The following is a 15430-nucleotide window of genomic DNA, read 5'->3' as shown; positions in this document are numbered from 1 at the left end:
GCGATGATCTCACGCGCTTGGCCGCTGCGGCGGATCTGGCCGCTGCGGCGGATCTGGCCGCTGCGGCGGATCTGGCCGCTGCGGCGGATCTGGCCGCTGCGGCGGTTCGCGCCGGTGCCGCGCCGCCCTGGGCCGGCGGTGCGGGCCTGCCTCGCCGGCCTCCTGCTGCTGGGCGGCCCGGCCGCCGCGCAGGGCACCCCGGCCCTCGAACCGGAGGCGCTGGCGCTCCTGAAGGGCGCCGGCACGGCGCTCGCCGGCGCCAGGACCATGAGCTTCACGGCGAGCGCCCTGCACGACGTGCCGAACGCGGAGGGCCAGTCGGTTCTCTACACCGTGCAGAGCCGCGTGACCCTGCGCCGCCCGGACCGGCTGCGGGTCGAGACGGCTGGCGACGGGCCGCCGACCGAGTTCGTCAGCGACGGGCGCACCATGACGCTCTACTGGCCCCGCACCCGCACGGTGGCGACCGCGCCGGCGCCGGCGGGCCTCGACGCGGTGCTCAAGGCCGAGGCGGCCGCCGCCGGGCAGAGCCTCGCCTTCGCCGACATGCTGCTGGCCGAGGCCGGCACCTTCACGAACGGCCTGATCCAGGCCTTCGTGGTCGGCCGTTCGACCCTGGTCGGCGGGGTCGAGACCAACGTCGTCGCCTTCGCGGCCCCGGATGCGCAGGGGCAGATCTGGATCGGCGCGCAGGACCGGCTGCCGCGCCAGCTCTGGGTCACCGAGACCGCGGCGCCGGGCCGGCCCCGCAGCGGCGTGACCCTCGGCGACTGGCGCCTCGACGCGCCGCTCGACGACAGCGCCTTCACGGCGGCCGACGCGGCGGGCGCCGCGCCGGTGCCCTTCACCAAGCCTGACCTCTGAGCACACGGGGAGGACGCGATGGGACGGATGCGTGCGGGCCTGCTGGCGGCCGCGATCGGACTGGGGACGGCGGTGCCCGCCGAGGCGTTCTGGGTGGCGCGCGGCTGGCGCGGCGTGACGGTGGGGGGCTTTCGCGCCCCGCTCGCGGCCCGCGAGGCGATCCTGGCGCGCTGCTGGCGCTGCGCGCCGATCGCGGCCGCCGCGGCGGGGGCCGCGGGCGGGGCGGTGGCGGTCGCGGCGGCGCCCGCCGCCGAGGCCACACCCGCCGAGGCCACACCCGCCGAGGCTACACCCGCCGAGGCTACACCCGCGAAGCGCGCCACCGCGGCGGCCAAACCCGCCGCGGGCCCATCCGCCGAAACACCGTCCGGAGGGGGATCCGCCGCGGCCGGCCCCTCCGCCGCAACCGCGCCCGCAGGACGCACGCAGGTCGCCCAGGCGAACAGCGCCTCGACGCACTGCGCCGCCGGCCTGCCGGCGGAGTCGAAGATGATCTACGATGCGGCGCTCCGGAACATGAAGAGCCTGGAGACCCTGCGCGACACCGTCGTGGCGGAGACCCGCTCGCTGGTCGAGACCGGCCGCATCCCCGAGGCGGAGGCGCGGCCCGCCGCCGAGAAGGCCGGCACCTGCCTGCGCCTCCTCGCCCACCCGTGACCGAGTCCGCGCGAAGGGAGACGACCCATGAAGCCCGTCCTGATCCTGCTCGGCCTCACCGCCGGCCTCCTCACCCTCACGCCGAGCCCCGCCGACGCCGTGGTCTGCGCCCGGGGCGTCTACCGGGCGGGCTGCGTCGGGCCGGGCGGCTCCGTCGCGGTGCGCCGGGGCGTCTACGGGCCGCGGCGCGTCGTGGTGCGGCGCGGGGGCTATGTCGGGCCGCGGCGCACCACGGTCTACCGGCGCCGTTGAGACGCGCGCGCCGCGCGGCCCGGCCGCGACCGTGATCCTGCGGGCGACGGCGGGCCTCCTCGCGCTCGCCGGCCTCGCCGCGGCGGCGTTCTACGCCGGGCTGACTCGCGCGGAGCTGCGCGTCGCCACCGGCCCGCCCGGCAGCGCGATCCAGCGCCTCGTCTCCGCCTTCGTGCAGGCGAATGCCCGGCTGCACCCGCGCGTGCGCATCGTGCCCGTCGAGGAGGCCGGGCTGCGGGCGAGCGCGGCGGCGCTGGAGGAGGGGCGGGTCGACCTCGCGGTGATCCGCAGCGACCTGCCGCCGCCGACGAACGGCATGACGGTGGCGATCCTGCGCCGGGACGTGATCGCCCTGGTGCTGCCGCCCCACAGCCCGGTCACCGCGCTCGGCCATCTGGCCGGACGGCGGGTGGCGATCCCCGCCGGACCGGTCCAGGCGGACGATGCCCGCCTCCTCGACGCGCTCCTCGACGACGGGGGCGTGCCGGCCGCCCAGGTGGAGCGGATCTTCGCCGAGCCCGAGGCCCTGGTGGCGGCCGTGCGGGAGCACCGGGCGGCGGCGGTGTTCGCGGTCGGGCCGGTGGGGCCGGGGGCGGCGGTGGATGCGGTGGCCGCCGTGGCGCGGGCGACCCGGGGCACCCCGACGCTGCTCGCGCTCCCCGAGGCGGAGGCGATCCACCGGCGCCATCCGGGTCTGGAGCCGAGCGAGGTGCCGGTCGGCGCCTTCCGGGGCCGGCCCGACGTGCCGGCCGAGAGCGTCGACGGCCTCGCGGTCACCTACCGGCTCGTGGCCTCGCGCGGCATGCTCGACATCGTGGCGGCCGCGGTCGCGCGCTCGGTCTTCACGGCCCGGCCCCTGCTCACCGCCTCGATTCCGTTCGCCGGCCAGATCGAGGCGCCGGACCTCGACGACAGGAGCCCGCTCCTGCCCGTCCACCCGGGCGTGGCCACCTACCTCACCAACGGCGACCAGAGCTTCTTCGACACTTCGCAGAACTACCTCTATCTCGGCGGTATCGTGCTGAGCCTCGTCGGGTCGGGCCTGGCGCTCGCCGTCAGCCACGGGCACCGCCGCCGCGCCGCACGCGAGCGCCTCCTCGTCCGCCAGCTCCTGGCGATCGCAGACGAGGCCGAGGCGGCCGAGGCGGCCAGGCTCGACGGCTTGGCGCGCGACCTGCGCGGGATCGTGAGCGCGGCGCTGGCCAAGCAGGCGCAGACCGGCCCCGGATCCCCGCTCCTCGGGCAGGCGATCGACCACGCCCGCGCGGCGATCCGCGAACGGCGCGACGCGCTGGGGCGGGGCTAGCCGCCCGACGCCGGCTTGACCAATGGAAAGGCGGCGTCTCGTTCCGCAGCGTCAAACATTACGATGCCCTCGGCAAGCATCCCGTGCGGGCGCGAGCGTTGTCGCAGCCGCCTCAGATTGCCGAAGACAGGCCGCGCGCGATCAGCTATAGTTCAGATCAGCCGCGCTCGACAGCTCAGCGACGGGCTTTGCTGCGGGTCTATGCTCGCGTGCCCGTCGCAGCCTGTCTCCCTTGAGGAGGGTTTCGCGATGGCGACCGTCCGTGCCGTTTCCCCGCATCGTGCGATGGCGCCCCCGGCCCTGCGCCGGATCGGCCCGCGGGATCTCACCGAGGCGTTGCGCCGGGGCCTCGACGACTTCATGGCCATGCCGACGCACGTGCTGTTCCTGATCGCCATCTACCCGATCGCCGGCATCGTGATCGCGACCGTCACCTTCGAGTACAACCTGATCCCGCTGCTCTTCCCGCTGGCCTCCGGCTTCGCGCTGATCGGCCCCTTCGCGGCCATCGGCCTCTACGAGCTGAGCCGGCGGCGCGAGCAGGGCCTCGACGCGTCCTGGGGGCGGGCCTGGGCGCCGCTGCGGCTGCAGGCGTCCGGGTCGATCGCGGCGGTCGGCTTCCTGCTCATGCTGATCTTCCTCGCGTGGCTCGTCGCCGCGATGGGATTGTACTGGGCGCTCTACGGCAGCGAGACGCCCGTCTCGGTGCTGGGCTTCCTGCGCGAGGTGCTGACGACCCCGCGGGGCTGGGCGCTGATCGTCATCGGCAACCTCGTGGGCGCCGCCTTCTCGCTCGTGGCGCTCGCCGTCAGCGCGATCTCCTTCCCGCTGATCATCGATCGCGGCGCGGATGCCGGCACGGCGGTCGAGACCTCGGCCGCGCTCCTGCGCGAGAACCCGCGCACCATGATCACCTGGGGGCTGATCGTGGCGGGCCTCCTCGTCCTCGGCATGCTGCCGGTCTTCGTCGGCCTCGCCCTCGTCCTGCCGATCCTCGGCCACGCGACCTGGCACCTCTACCGGCGCGCCGTGGCGCCCTGATCGATCCGCTGACGGGGAGCGCCCGCCCGGAGACCGGGGCGCCAAGGAGGTGGCGGCATGGCGCTGATCCTCGTCCTGATCGCCCTCGGCTCGGTGGCGTTCCACCTGCTGAGCCCCTGGTGGTGGACCCCGATCGCCTCCAACTGGGGCACCATCGACACCACGCTCGTCATCACCTTCTGGATCACCGGGATCGTCTTCACGGGAATCGTGCTGTTCGTCGCCTATTGCGTCTACCGCTTCCGCCACCGTCCCGGGCAGCAGGCCGCCTACGAGCCCGAGAGCCGCCGGCTGGAAGGCTGGCTCACCGCCGTGACGGCCCTCGGCGTCGCCGCCATGCTGGCGCCGGGGCTCATCGTCTGGGGCCAGTTCGTCCGCGTGCCGGCCGACGCCCGCGAGGTCGAGATCGTCGCCCAGCAATGGCGCTGGAGCTTCCGCCTGCCCGGCGCGGACGGCCGGCTCGGCGCCGCCGACATCCGCCACGTCGCCGACGACAACCCGCTCGGGCTCGACCCGCAGGACGCGGCCGCCCGCGACGACGTCGTCATCGACGGCGACGACCTGCACCTGCCGCTCGGCCGCCCCGTGAAGGTGCTGATGCGCTCCCTCGACGTGGTGCACAACTTCTACGTGCCGGAATTCCGGGCCAAGATGGACATGATCCCCGGCATGGTCACGTATGTCTGGTTCACGCCGACCCGCACCGGGACCTTCGAGGCCCTCTGCAACGAGGTCTGCGGCGTCAATCACTACGCCATGCGCGGGCGCGTCGTCGTCGATCCCGAGCCCGCCTACCGGTCGTGGCTCGACCGGCAGAAGACCTTCGCGCAGTTCGCCGGCGCCGCGGGGCCGCGCCGGCACGTCTCGGCAGAGCCTTGAGGGGAGGGCGCGTGCGATGGCTGACGCACATCTCGGGACCGCGGACCGCCTGCCGGGGGCGATCGAGGAGGGCGAACTCTACCATCCGCGAAGCTGGATCACCCGCTACGTCTTCAGCCAGGACGCCAAGATCATCGCGATCCAGTATTCCTCGACCGCGCTGGCGATCGGCCTCGTCGCCCTGGTGCTGTCCTGGCTGATCCGGCTCCAGCTCGGCTTTCCGGGCCTCGTCTCTTTCATCGGCCCGAGCGAGTACTACCAGTACATCACCATGCACGGCATGATCATGGTGGTCTACCTGCTCACCGCCTTGTTTCTCGGCGGCTTCGGCAACTACCTGATCCCGCTGATGCTCGGCGCCCGGGACATGGTGTTTCCCTATGTCAACATGCTGAGCTACTGGATCTACCTGCTGGCCGTGCTGGTCCTGGTGGCGAGCTTCTTCGTGCCGGGCGGCCCGACCGGGGCGGGCTGGACCCTCTATCCGCCGCAGGCGATCCTGGCGGGCACGCCGGGGCGGGACTGGGGCATCGTCCTGATGCTCGTCTCGCTGATCCTGTTCATCATCGGCTTCACCATGGGCGGCGTGAACTACGTCGTCACGGTACTGCAGGCGCGCGCGCCCGGCATGACGCTGATGCGCATGCCGCTCACCATCTGGGGCATCTTCACCGCGACGGTCCTGGCGCTGCTCGCCTTCCCGGCGCTGTTCGTCGGCGCCCTGATGATGCTGCTCGACCGCCTGATCGGCACCAGCTTCTTCATGCCGGCGATCATCGAGGCCGGCCAGCGCCTGCGCCACGGCGGCGGCAGCCCGATCCTGTTCCAGCACCTGTTCTGGTTCTTCGGCCACCCGGAGGTCTACATCGTCGCGCTGCCCGCCTTCGGCATCGTCTCCGACCTCATCAGCACCCACGCGCGCAAGAACATCTTCGGCTACCGCATGATGGTCTGGGCCATCGTGGCGATCGGCGCGCTCAGCTTCGTGGTCTGGGCACACCACATGTACGTCAGCGGCATGAACCCGTATTTCGGGTTCTTCTTCGCCACCACGACCCTGATCATCGCGATCCCGACCGCCATCAAGGTCTACAACTGGGTGCTGACGCTCTGGCGCGGCGACATCCACCTCACGGTGCCGATGCTGTTCGCCATCGGCTTCATCGTCACCTTCCTGAACGGCGGGCTCACCGGCCTGTTTCTCGGCAACGTCGTGGTCGACGTGCCGCTCTCCGACACGATGTTCGTGGTCGCCCACTTCCACATGGTCATGGGCGTCGCCCCGATCCTGGTGATCTTCGGCGGCATCTATCACTGGTACCCGAAGGTCACCGGGCGGATGCTCGACGAGCGCCTCGGCAAGCTGCACTTCTGGGTCACGTTCCTGGGCGCCTACCTGATCTTCTTCCCGATGCACTATCTCGGCCTGCTCGGGGTGCCGCGGCGCTACTTCGAGATCGAGGGCCTGAGCTTCGTGCCGGCCTCGGTATCGGGCCTGAACGCCTTCATCAGCGTGGTGGCCTTCGTGGTGGGTGCGGCGCAGATCGCCTTCCTGGTCAACCTCGTGCACAGCCTGCGGCACGGGGCGCCGGCCGGCCCGAACCCGTGGCGCGCCACCACCCTCGAATGGCAGACGCCCGAGACCCCGCCCGCGCACGGCAACTGGGGCGCGAGCCTGCCGGTCGTCTACCGCTGGCCCTACGATTACAGCGTGCCGGGCGCGGATCGGGATTTCGTGCCCCAGAACCAGCCCGGGCTGACGCGGGCGGGGGCGCCCGCATGAGCCTCGTCCTCCTCTACCTCGCCGGGCTGGGGCTGCTCGCGGGCCGCTGGCTCCTGCGCCAGCGCCTCGCCGCCAAGCCCTGGCTGGAAGCGGGACCGGCCGTCGCGCTCCCGCCGGCCGGGCCCCCGGCCCGGCTCGGCCTCGCGGTCTTCCTCGCGGCGGTGGGGCTTCTGTTCGCGCTCCTCACCGCCGCCTACGCCATGCGGGTGCCGGCGGGCACCCGCGCCCTGCCGGATCCGCGCCTCGTCTGGCTCACCACCGGCCTCCTCGTGCTGGCGAGCCTCGCGCTGCACCTCGCGGGCGCCGCCGCGCGCCACGGCGAGCGGACCGCCCTGCGGGCCGCCCTCCTGATCGCCGCGGCCGCGACCCTCGGCTTCCTCGCCGGGCAGGGGCTCGCGTGGCGCGACCTCCTGGCATCCGGCCTCGCGAGCCCGGACGCCGCGGGCGCCTTCTTCATCCTGATCACCGGGCTCCACGCCCTGCACCTCGGCGGCGGCCTGGCCGGCCTCGGCGCGGTCACGGCCCGGGCGTTCCGGGCCGGGCCGGACCCGGACCCGCGCCTCGCGCTCTGCGTCCTCTACTGGGACGTGCTGCTGGCGATCTGGCTCGTGCTGTTCGGCCTCCTGTTCCGCACGCCGTGGTCGGGCCTCATCGACACCCTCTGCCGCCCCGCCTGAACCCCCGCGAGGAGACCCATGACCGACACCGCCCTCCGCTCCGCCATCCGGCCCGAGGCGCGGGCGACCCAGTGGCGGCGCCTGTCCTCCGACTGGGCGGCGGACCGCCAGACCTTCCCGGGCGCCTCCTGGCGCAAGGCGATGATGTGGATCTTCCTGCTCAGCGACACCTTCGTGTTCGGCTGCTTCCTGATCGGCTACATGACGGTGCGGATGTCCACCACCGTGCCGTGGCCGAACCCGAGCGAGGTCTTCGCGCTCGAGATCGGCGGCACGACCCTCCCGCTGATCCTCATCGCCATCATGACCTTCGTGCTGATCTCCAGCAGCGGCACGATGGCGATGGCGGTGGCCTGCGGCTACCGGCGCCGGCGCCGGGCGACCGCGCTGCTGATGCTCCTCACCGCGCTGCTCGGCACCACCTTCGTGGGCATGCAGGCCTTCGAGTGGACCAAGCTGATCCACGAGGGCGTACGGCCCTGGGAGAACCCCTGGGGCGCCGAGCAGTTCGGCGCGGCCTTCTTCATGATTACCGGCTTCCACGGCACCCACGTCACCATCGGGGTCCTCATCCTGCTGGTCGTGGCCCGCAAGGTCTGGCGGGGCGACTACGACACCGGGCGCCGCGGCTTCTTCACCAGCCAGCCCGGACGCTACGAGAACGTCGAGATCGCCGGCCTCTACTGGCACTTCGTCGATCTCGTCTGGGTCTTCATCTTCGCGCTGTTCTATCTCTGGTAGGAGCCCGACATGGCGGCGAGCGCATCCCACTCGTCCGGGCACTCGATCCGGCTCTATCTCGTGGTCTGGTTCTGGCTGTTCGTGCTCAGCGCCTGTTCCTACCTCGTGGATTACTTCCACCTGCAGGGGATCCTGCGCTGGTTCCTGATCCTGCTGTTCATGGTGGTGAAGGCGGGACTGATCGTGGCGGTGTTCATGCACATGGCCTGGGAGCGGCTGGCGCTGATCTACGCCATCCTGGTGCCGCCCGCGGCCCTCCTGGTCTTCGTCGCGATCATGAGCGCGGAGGCGGCCTACACGCTGCTGACCCGGAGCACCCTGCTGGGGGGCGGGTGAGGGGCGCCGCGCCGTCCCGAGAGAGGACGTCGGCCGAAGCGCGGGCCGCTCCCGATGGCCACCTCGCGCCGGCCGCGGGTCCCGGCTACTCCGCGGCCGCCGCCAAAGCCTTGGCGTAGGCGCCCGAGGTCAGCACCGGCTGCAGCCAGCCGTCCACCGCGGCCTTCAGCGCGGGATCGCGGGTCATCCAGTAGGCCTTGTCGGCCCTGTCGAAGGGGCTGGGCACGGCGGCGGGGCAGAGCACGCCCTTGTGGCGGCGGGACTGGTAATCCACCTCGGCCCCGTCCGTGATCATCAGGTCGGCGCGGCCCTCCGCCACCTCCTCGAAGATCGTGCGGTTGTCCGGATGCACCCGCACCGCCGCGCCGCGGACATGCGCGGTGGCGAAGCGCTCGTTGGTGCCGCCCGGATTGACCACCACGCGCACCTCCGGCCGGTTGATGGCGTCGAGCGACACGAAGCGCTGCGCGTCGGCGCAGCGCACGATGGGACGCTTGCCGTCCTGTGTCACCGGCAGCGAGAAATCGGCAACGGCGGCCCGGTCCGGCGTGACGCTCACCCCGCCCATCGCGATGTCGTAGCGGTCGGCCAGGAGATCGTCGCGCAGGCTCTTCCAGGTGGTCGGCACGATCTCGAGCGCGACGCCGAGGCTGCGGGCGAGGTCGTGCGCCATCTTGACGTCGGCGCCCGTCATCGCGCCCTCGCCGCGCCGGATCGCGTAGGGGGCGTAATCGCCAGTGAGCCCGACCCGCAGCGTCCCGGATTCCCGGATGGCCGCGAGCGGGCGAGCGCTCACCCCCGTCTGTGCCGCCGCAAGGCAGCCGAGCGCCAGCGCGCCGATCCGGACCGGTCCCATCCCCATCGCTCGTCCTCCCGTCCCCGGCGCGCCGATTCGCCGACCCGCGGCGCCGCGTCCTCTATCGGCCCGTTCGCCACGAACCGCCAGGGCCGCGGCCGGCCGCCCCACGGTTGACTCGCGCGCCGGTTCGTCGCCCGTGGGGAGGCCCGCGACACGGACCCGATGACCACCCGCTTCCCCTTCGCCCAGCGCCTGCGCACATGGCTGCAGACTCGGCTGCAGACTCGGCTGCAGATCCGGCTGACGGCCCGCCGCGCGATCCTGACCCAGGCCGCACGCATGACGGTGGCGAGCCTCGCCACCTACGTGTTCGCCGAGGCGCTGGGCCTGCCGCAGGCCTTCTGGGCGGTGGTGTCGGCGCTGATCGTCACGCAGGGCAGTCTCGGCGGCTCGCTCAAGGCCGCCTTCGACCGCTTCCTCGGCTCGGTGCTGGGCGCGGTCTACGGGGGCGCGGTGGCGCTGGCGCTGCCCCACCAGGGCAGCGTGTCGAGCGCCGTCGCCCTGGTGGTGGCGGTGGCGCCGCTCGCGGTGGCGGCCGCCCATTCGGCGGGGTTCCGGGTGGCGCCGATCACCGCCGTGATCGTGCTCCTGAGCACCACCGGCGCGACGCTCGGCCCCCTCGTCTTCGCGCTCGACCGCATCCTGGAGGTCGGGCTCGGCTGCGCCATCGGGCTCGCCGCCTCGCTCCTCGTCGCGCCCGCCCGCGCCACCCGGGCGGCGCGCGGGCAGGCGGCCCGCACCGCCCGCCTGCTGGCCGACCAGTTCGACGCGCTCGGCCGGCTCGACGACGCGGCGATCGACGCGGCCGAGCTGCCGCTCGCCACGCGCCGCAGCCTCGACCGGCTGGAGGTGCTGGTGGCCGAGGCCGCCCGCGAGCGCCGCAGCCGGCTCGCCGCGGAGGCCGATCCCGGCCCGCTCGCGCGCACGCTGCTGCGCCTGCGCCACGACGCCGTGGTGCTGCGCCGCGCCACGCGGGAGGTCGATCTCGGCCCGGACCTCGCCGGGCCCTGGCTGTCGGCCGCCCAGGCCGCCGCCCTGCGCCTGCGCGCGATCGCCGCCGCGCTCGACGCGCGCGGCCACCCGCCGGCGGAGGATCCGGCGCTCGCCGACGCGATCGCCGCCTACCGGGCCGCCATCGACGAGCGGCGGCGGCGCCATCTCACGCGCGATCTCTCGATCGACGGGGTCGGGCAGATCTTCTGGATCGCCTTCAGCCTCGACCAGCTGCGGCGCAACCTCGACGACCTCGCCGCGCGCGCCGCCGAGGGCGTGGCGACCGGGTGAGCCTGACGAACAAGGGATACCGATCGACGGCCCGGGACGCCCGCATTCCGGGCCGTCGCTGTCGGCTCACGGCGTGGTCGTGCGCTTGCGCAGCACCATCTCGCCCTGGAGCAGGAACTTCTGCGCCCGCTTGCCGGTGTCGACCTCGGTGGTGAACACGTTGCCCTTCCGGTCGATGGCGAGGTTGTGCACCCAGTGGAAGTCGCCCGCCTGCCGGCCGTTGCGGCCGAAGCGGCCGAGGACCGCGCCGGTGTCGCGGTCGAGGGTGCGCACCTCGTTGTTGGCGCCGTCCGCGTTGATGAGGAAGCTCTGGGCGTCGTCGGGCCACAGGGCGAGTTCCCAGACCGAGCCGTTCGCCCGGGTCTCCCGCTCGACGAAGTACTCCTTCACGAAGCTGCCGTCGGTGCGGAAGACCTGCACCCGGTTGTTGGTGCGGTCGCAGACGTAGACCAGCCCGTCGCGCGCCACCTGCACGCAATGCACCGGGTTGCGGAACTGCTGCGCGGGCGGGGCGGCGGGATCGAAGGGCCCGAGCGCCTCGTCGGTGGGCGGCTTGCCGTAGGCGCCCCAGTGACGCTTGTAGGCGCCGGTCTCGGCGTCGAACACGATCACCCGGTGGTTGAAGTAGCCGTCCGCCACGTAGAGTTCGTTCGTCGCCGGATCGACCTGCACGTGGGCGGGCTTGCCGAGCCGGCTCGTGTCGGCGCTGTTCGTCTGGGGGCCGGACTTGCCGATCTGCAGGATGAACTTGCCGTCCTGGTCGAACTTCAGGATCTGGCCGTCGGTCTCGCCGTTGCCGGCGAGCCAGACGAAGCCCTTGTGGTCGACGTGGATGCCGTGCTCGTTCGCCGGCCAGTCGTAGCCGGCCCCGGGGCCGCCCCAGGCCTTCACGAGGTTGCCCTCCTGGTCGAAGACGAGGACGGGGGGCGCCGGGCGGCAGCATTTCGAGCGGGGCGGGGTGAGGCTCGCGGCCTTCTCGTCGTCCGTGAGGGTGCGCGGGCGCTGCACCACCCAGATCCGGTCCTGCGCATCCACGGAGACGCCCGCGGCCTGCCCCATGATCCAGTCGTTCGGCAGGGGTTTGGGCCAGTAGGGATCAACCCGGAACGTCGGCGCCTCGCCCGCGCGCGCCTGGAACCCGCACGCGAGTGCGAACAGAACGGCCAGCAGCCGCATCGTCTCCTCCCCGATCCTGTCGTTGCGACCACTATGCGCCGCTTCACGCCGAAATCCAGTACGCCGATGTCGGTCCGTGCACTGATAAAGCGCTCCGCCCTTTACTCGCGCCCGGCGGCTTCTACAGTTCTCGCCGCCGCGACGAGACGGCAAGGGAGGAGACGGATGAGAGGACAGACCCGGCGCGCCGCCATCGGCGCGGTCGCTCTGCTGTGGGCCCTGGCGGTCCCGGCCGGCGCGGAGGTGATGCAGCGGGCCAAGCCCGAGGAGGCCGGCCTCTCCTCCGAGCGCCTCGCCCGCATCGCGCCCGCCTTCGAGGCCGAGATCCGCGAGGGCCGCATTCCCGGCGCCGTGGTGATGGTGGCCCGCCGCGGCCGGCTCGTCTACGCGCAGGCCTTCGGCGCGCAGGACAAGGCCGCGGGCAAGCCGATGACCACCGACGCGATCTTCCGCGCCTATTCGATGACCAAGGCCATGACCTCGGTCGGCGCGATGATGCTGGTGGAGGAGGGCAGGATCCAGCTCACCGACCCGGTGGCCAAGTACCTGCCGGAGTTCAGGACGCTGCAGGTCAGCGTGCCGAAGGCGGACGGGATGGGGCAGGCGAGCTTCGGCACCGTGCCGGCCGACCGGGCGCCGACCATCCAGGACCTGCTGCGCCACACCGCCGGCCTCGCCTACGGGGAGATCACCGGCAACGCCCCGGTGAAGGGGGCCTACGCGCAGGCCGGCCTCTACACGCCGGGGGCGGATTACGCGGCGATCGAGCTCGATCCCGAGGCCTTCACCAAGCGCATCGCGGGCGCGCCGCTCGCCCACCAGCCCGGCACCACCTGGGAGTACAGCCTCGCCACCGACGTGCTCGGCCGGGTGATCGAGAAGGTCTCGGGCCAGCGCCTCTCGGCCTTCCTCGACGCGCGGCTGTTTCGCCCGCTCGGCATGAGCGACACCGGCTTCTCGCTGCCGGCCGAGAAGATGGGCCGCCTCGCCCAGGCCTTCCCCACCGATCCGGCGACCGGCAACCCGAACCGGGTCATCGACGTCTCGGCGCCGCCGAAGAACGATTCGGGCGGGGCGGGCGCCGTCACCACGGCCGCCGACTACCTGCGCTTCTGCCAGATGCTGCTCAACGGCGGCGAGATCGACGGCACCCGGCTGTTGAGCCGCACCACCGTCGCGCTCATGACCGCCGACCATCTCCCGCCCGCGATCCGCCAGACGGTGCAGCCGGGCGAGCAGCTGCTCGGGGTGCAGGGCTACACCTTCGGCCTCGGCTTCGCGGTGCGGCGCGAGCAGGGGCTGGCGGGCGTGCACGGCTCGGCGGGCGAGTACACCTGGGCGGGCTATGCCGGCACCTACTTCTGGGTCGACCCGAAGGAGCAGCTCGTCGGCATCCTGATGACCCAGGCCCCCGGCCCGAGCCGTCCCTACTACCGGCGGCTGGTGCGCGGCCTGGTGTATCAGGCGATCGCCGACTGAGCGGCCGCGCGCCAGAGCGCGAGGCCCGCGCAGGTCAGGAGGGCGGCGGCGATGCCGTAGCGCACCCAGCCGCCGCCCGCCGCGGCGAGGCGGCGGCAGGCCGGCCGCGAGACCAGGAGGCCGATGGCCGAGAACCACGCCGCCGCCATCGCGAAGACGACGAGGCAGGCAAGCCCGAGCGCCGCGGGCGTGCGCGCATGGGCGAGGAAGAATCCGGCGAAGAACGAGAACGTGACCGGGTTCGAGGCCGCGGCGCCCAGCCCCAGCAGGAAGCTCGCCGCCCGACGGCCCGGCGCGAGGCGGGCCGGCTCGACCGCCCGCAGCGCCTCGCCGGTGAGCATCCGCAGGCCGGCCCTCGCCATCAGGACGGCGAAGACGGTGCCGCCCAGACATTCGATCACGCGCCCGGACGGCAGCAGCGCCGTGCAGGAAGCCGCGAGCGCGGAGGCGAGGGTGGCCCCGCAGGCGATCCCGAACGCGGCCGGCAGCGCGCCGCGGGTGCTCGGCCCGAGCCCGGCGCGCAGGACCACGAGGAGGTTCGGTCCCGGCACCGCCAGGACCAGGGCGTAGGACACGGCCAGCGGCAGCAGCAGCGAGGTCAGAACGTCGGCGTCGGGCATCCGCGGGCCTCCGCCCCGCGGATCGTCGCGGGCGACGCGATCTGAAGCAGACCCGCCGCGGCGGCGCGTCATTCAGTCGGATGAGGGGTCGATCTGCCAAGCTGTCGGCCGCGCCAGCATGTGTTCTGCCGCACACGGCAGGAAAAGATGCGGTCGGCAGATCTCTCGGCCGGGATGAAATCCTGCCGCGGATGGCGGGGAGATCGGATCGGCCGCCGGCTCGCGGCGAAAGGCTGTCTCGTCACTGACGATGATCCTGGCCGCCGCCGTCAGAGAAGCCTGCCGTCGCCGGTCGGGATCGACGCGGCGCCCGATGGCCGCAGCGAACGGCCGCGCTCGAACAGCCGGAGCGCCGTCGCGTTGGAGGGCAGGGCGGCCGAGGGCCGCCGCGCAGCCCGGAGCCCGGCGATGCCCACCCGCCACCAGAGCCGCCCTTCGCCTCCGCCGCGGGACGGGGCGCTCTCGCCCGGCGCGGCGCTCATCGCGGTGGGCGGCGCGCTCGCGCTCAGCGGGATGATCAGCCGGCGCTACAGCCCCGATCCGACCCATCCCGAGATCCACCGCTGGTACCGCAGCCTGGACGTGCCGTCGTGGAAGCCGCCGGACCCGGTCTTCGCGGGGGGCTGGCCGGTGCTGCTCGGCGTGATGGCGGGGGGCGCCTACCGGCTGCTGCGCCGCCCGCGCTCGCCGGAGCGGGACCAGGCCGTGGCGCTCGCGGCGCTCACCCTCGGGCTCGTCACGGCCTACAACAAGGTGTTCTTCGGCGAGCGCAGCCTCACGGGCGCCACCGCCGAGGGAGCGCTGGTGACGGCGGCCGGGGCGGCCTTCGTGGCCCGCGCGGCGTCGGTGGACGGGCTCGCGGCGGCGAGCGGGGTGCCGCTCACCCTGTGGTCGGCCTTCGGCGACGCCCTCACCGAGGATCTGCGCCGCCGCAACCCCGACCGCGACGGGCGGGAGCCGCCCGCCGGCGAGCGGCCGGGAGATCTGCGATGAGGCCGCGGCCGGTCCCGCAGGACGCCTCGCCCCGGATTCCGTGGCTCAGCCTGATCTTCGGCTTCGGTCCGATGCTGCCCATCGTGGGGGGCGCCGCCCTGGCCTGGGCGGCGGCGGGCGAGACGCGCGGGCTCGTCGCGACGCTCACCCTCGCCTGGGCCTGCGCCATCCTCACCTTCCTGGCGGGGGTGCGGCGGGGCCTCAGCTTCCGCACCGTCGGCGGGCCGACCGCGGCGCAGATGCTCACCATGATGGGCCTGTTCGGCCTCGGGGTCGCAGCCGTGGCGGCGCTCGTCCTCGGCCGGCCCGCCCTCGCGACGGCGCTCCTGCTCGCGGGCTACGGCGCCCTCGTGATCCTCGATCCCGTCGCGGCGCGCGAGGGCGAGGCGCCCCGGCACTTCGCCCGGCTGCGCCCGCTGCAGATCCCGCTCGCGCTGGCGGGCCTCGGGGCGCTTCTCGCGCTCGCACTCGCCGCCTGACCGG

17 protein-coding genes are annotated in these 15430 nt (G+C 73.4%); 14 read left to right on the top strand and 3 right to left on the bottom strand.

What is annotated here, in order from left to right:
- Window positions 1-3 precede the first annotated feature (3 nt).
- The 10 genes from MFF61_RS20585 to MFF61_RS20540 all read left to right on the top strand — a co-directional run bounded on the left by MFF61_RS20585 (window position 4) and on the right by MFF61_RS20540 (window position 8536).
- The gene (locus MFF61_RS20585; protein ID WP_238237613.1) at window positions 4-864 is read left to right on the top strand and encodes a DUF2092 domain-containing protein; all 861 of its coding nucleotides are present in this window, start codon (window positions 4-6) and stop codon (window positions 862-864) included.
- A gap of 18 nt (window positions 865-882) precedes the next feature.
- Complete coding sequence (locus MFF61_RS20580; protein ID WP_238237611.1) at window positions 883-1521, top strand: hypothetical protein; 639 nt, start codon at window positions 883-885, stop codon at window positions 1519-1521.
- Window positions 1522-1548: 27 nt separating this feature from the next.
- Complete coding sequence (locus MFF61_RS20575; protein ID WP_238237609.1) at window positions 1549-1773, top strand: hypothetical protein; 225 nt, start codon at window positions 1549-1551, stop codon at window positions 1771-1773.
- Between the two features lie 31 nt (window positions 1774-1804).
- Entirely contained in the window at window positions 1805-3079 is a 1275-nt protein-coding gene (locus tag MFF61_RS20570; RefSeq protein WP_238237608.1) for a type 2 periplasmic-binding domain-containing protein, read from the top strand.
- A gap of 249 nt (window positions 3080-3328) precedes the next feature.
- The gene (locus MFF61_RS20565; RefSeq protein WP_238237606.1) at window positions 3329-4120 is read left to right on the top strand and encodes a DUF2189 domain-containing protein; all 792 of its coding nucleotides are present in this window, start codon (window positions 3329-3331) and stop codon (window positions 4118-4120) included.
- 57 nt (window positions 4121-4177) lie between these two features.
- Window positions 4178-4999, top strand: coding sequence for a cytochrome c oxidase subunit II (locus MFF61_RS20560; protein ID WP_238237605.1), 822 nt, complete (start codon window positions 4178-4180; stop codon window positions 4997-4999).
- Window positions 5000-5015: 16 nt separating this feature from the next.
- The gene (gene ctaD / locus MFF61_RS20555) at window positions 5016-6782 is read left to right on the top strand and encodes a cytochrome c oxidase subunit I (protein WP_238237604.1); all 1767 of its coding nucleotides are present in this window, start codon (window positions 5016-5018) and stop codon (window positions 6780-6782) included.
- Entirely contained in the window at window positions 6779-7459 is a 681-nt protein-coding gene (locus MFF61_RS20550; RefSeq protein WP_238237603.1) for a cytochrome c oxidase subunit 3 family protein, read from the top strand. The genes ctaD and MFF61_RS20550 overlap by 4 nt, the downstream gene beginning before the upstream one ends.
- An 18-nt stretch (window positions 7460-7477) precedes the next feature.
- Entirely contained in the window at window positions 7478-8200 is a 723-nt protein-coding gene (locus MFF61_RS20545) for a heme-copper oxidase subunit III family protein (RefSeq protein ID WP_238237602.1), read from the top strand.
- A 9-nt stretch (window positions 8201-8209) separates the two neighbouring features.
- On the top strand, window positions 8210-8536 hold the full coding sequence (locus tag MFF61_RS20540) for a cytochrome C oxidase subunit IV family protein (RefSeq protein WP_238237601.1): 327 nt from the start codon (window positions 8210-8212) through the stop codon (window positions 8534-8536).
- 85 nt (window positions 8537-8621) lie between these two features.
- Here the strand turns inward: MFF61_RS20540 and MFF61_RS20535 are convergent, their stop codons facing one another.
- Window positions 8622-9398 (bottom strand): transporter substrate-binding domain-containing protein, encoded by a 777-nt coding sequence (locus MFF61_RS20535; protein ID WP_238237600.1) that lies wholly within the window; start codon window positions 9396-9398, stop codon window positions 8622-8624.
- 159 nt (window positions 9399-9557) lie between these two features.
- On the opposite strand from MFF61_RS20535, the gene MFF61_RS20530 reads away from it, so the two are divergent.
- Window positions 9558-10679, top strand: a complete 1122-nt coding sequence (locus MFF61_RS20530; RefSeq protein ID WP_238237599.1) for an FUSC family protein — start codon at window positions 9558-9560, stop codon at window positions 10677-10679.
- A 66-nt stretch (window positions 10680-10745) separates the two neighbouring features.
- Here the strand turns inward: MFF61_RS20530 and MFF61_RS20525 are convergent, their stop codons facing one another.
- A complete protein-coding gene (locus tag MFF61_RS20525) occupies window positions 10746-11855 on the bottom strand; it encodes an NHL repeat-containing protein (RefSeq protein ID WP_238237598.1) in 1110 nt (369 codons plus the stop codon).
- A gap of 165 nt (window positions 11856-12020) precedes the next feature.
- Between MFF61_RS20525 and MFF61_RS20520 the strand changes: the two genes are divergently transcribed.
- Window positions 12021-13334 carry a serine hydrolase domain-containing protein gene (locus MFF61_RS20520; RefSeq protein ID WP_238237597.1) on the top strand — a complete coding sequence of 438 codons (1314 nt, stop codon included), beginning with the start codon at window positions 12021-12023 and terminating at the stop codon, window positions 13332-13334.
- Here the strand turns inward: MFF61_RS20520 and MFF61_RS20515 are convergent.
- A complete protein-coding gene (locus MFF61_RS20515) occupies window positions 13316-13954 on the bottom strand; it encodes a LysE family transporter (RefSeq protein ID WP_238237596.1) in 639 nt (212 codons plus the stop codon). The genes MFF61_RS20520 and MFF61_RS20515 overlap by 19 nt on opposite strands.
- 408 nt (window positions 13955-14362) lie before the next feature.
- Here MFF61_RS20515 and MFF61_RS20510 point away from each other — a divergent pair, with 408 nt between their 5' ends.
- Window positions 14363-14947 (top strand): TspO/MBR family protein, encoded by a 585-nt coding sequence (locus MFF61_RS20510; protein ID WP_238237593.1) that lies wholly within the window; start codon window positions 14363-14365, stop codon window positions 14945-14947.
- Window positions 14944-15426 (top strand): DUF3429 domain-containing protein, encoded by a 483-nt coding sequence (locus tag MFF61_RS20505; RefSeq protein ID WP_238237590.1) that lies wholly within the window; start codon window positions 14944-14946, stop codon window positions 15424-15426. Before MFF61_RS20510 ends, MFF61_RS20505 begins: the two co-directional genes overlap by 4 nt.
- Window positions 15427-15430 lie beyond the last annotated feature (4 nt).

Source organism: Methylobacterium isbiliense, from assembly GCF_022179325.1.
Taxonomy (GTDB): Bacteria; Pseudomonadota; Alphaproteobacteria; order Rhizobiales; family Beijerinckiaceae; genus Methylobacterium; species Methylobacterium isbiliense.
This window is presented reverse-complemented; position numbering and strand designations above follow the sequence as displayed.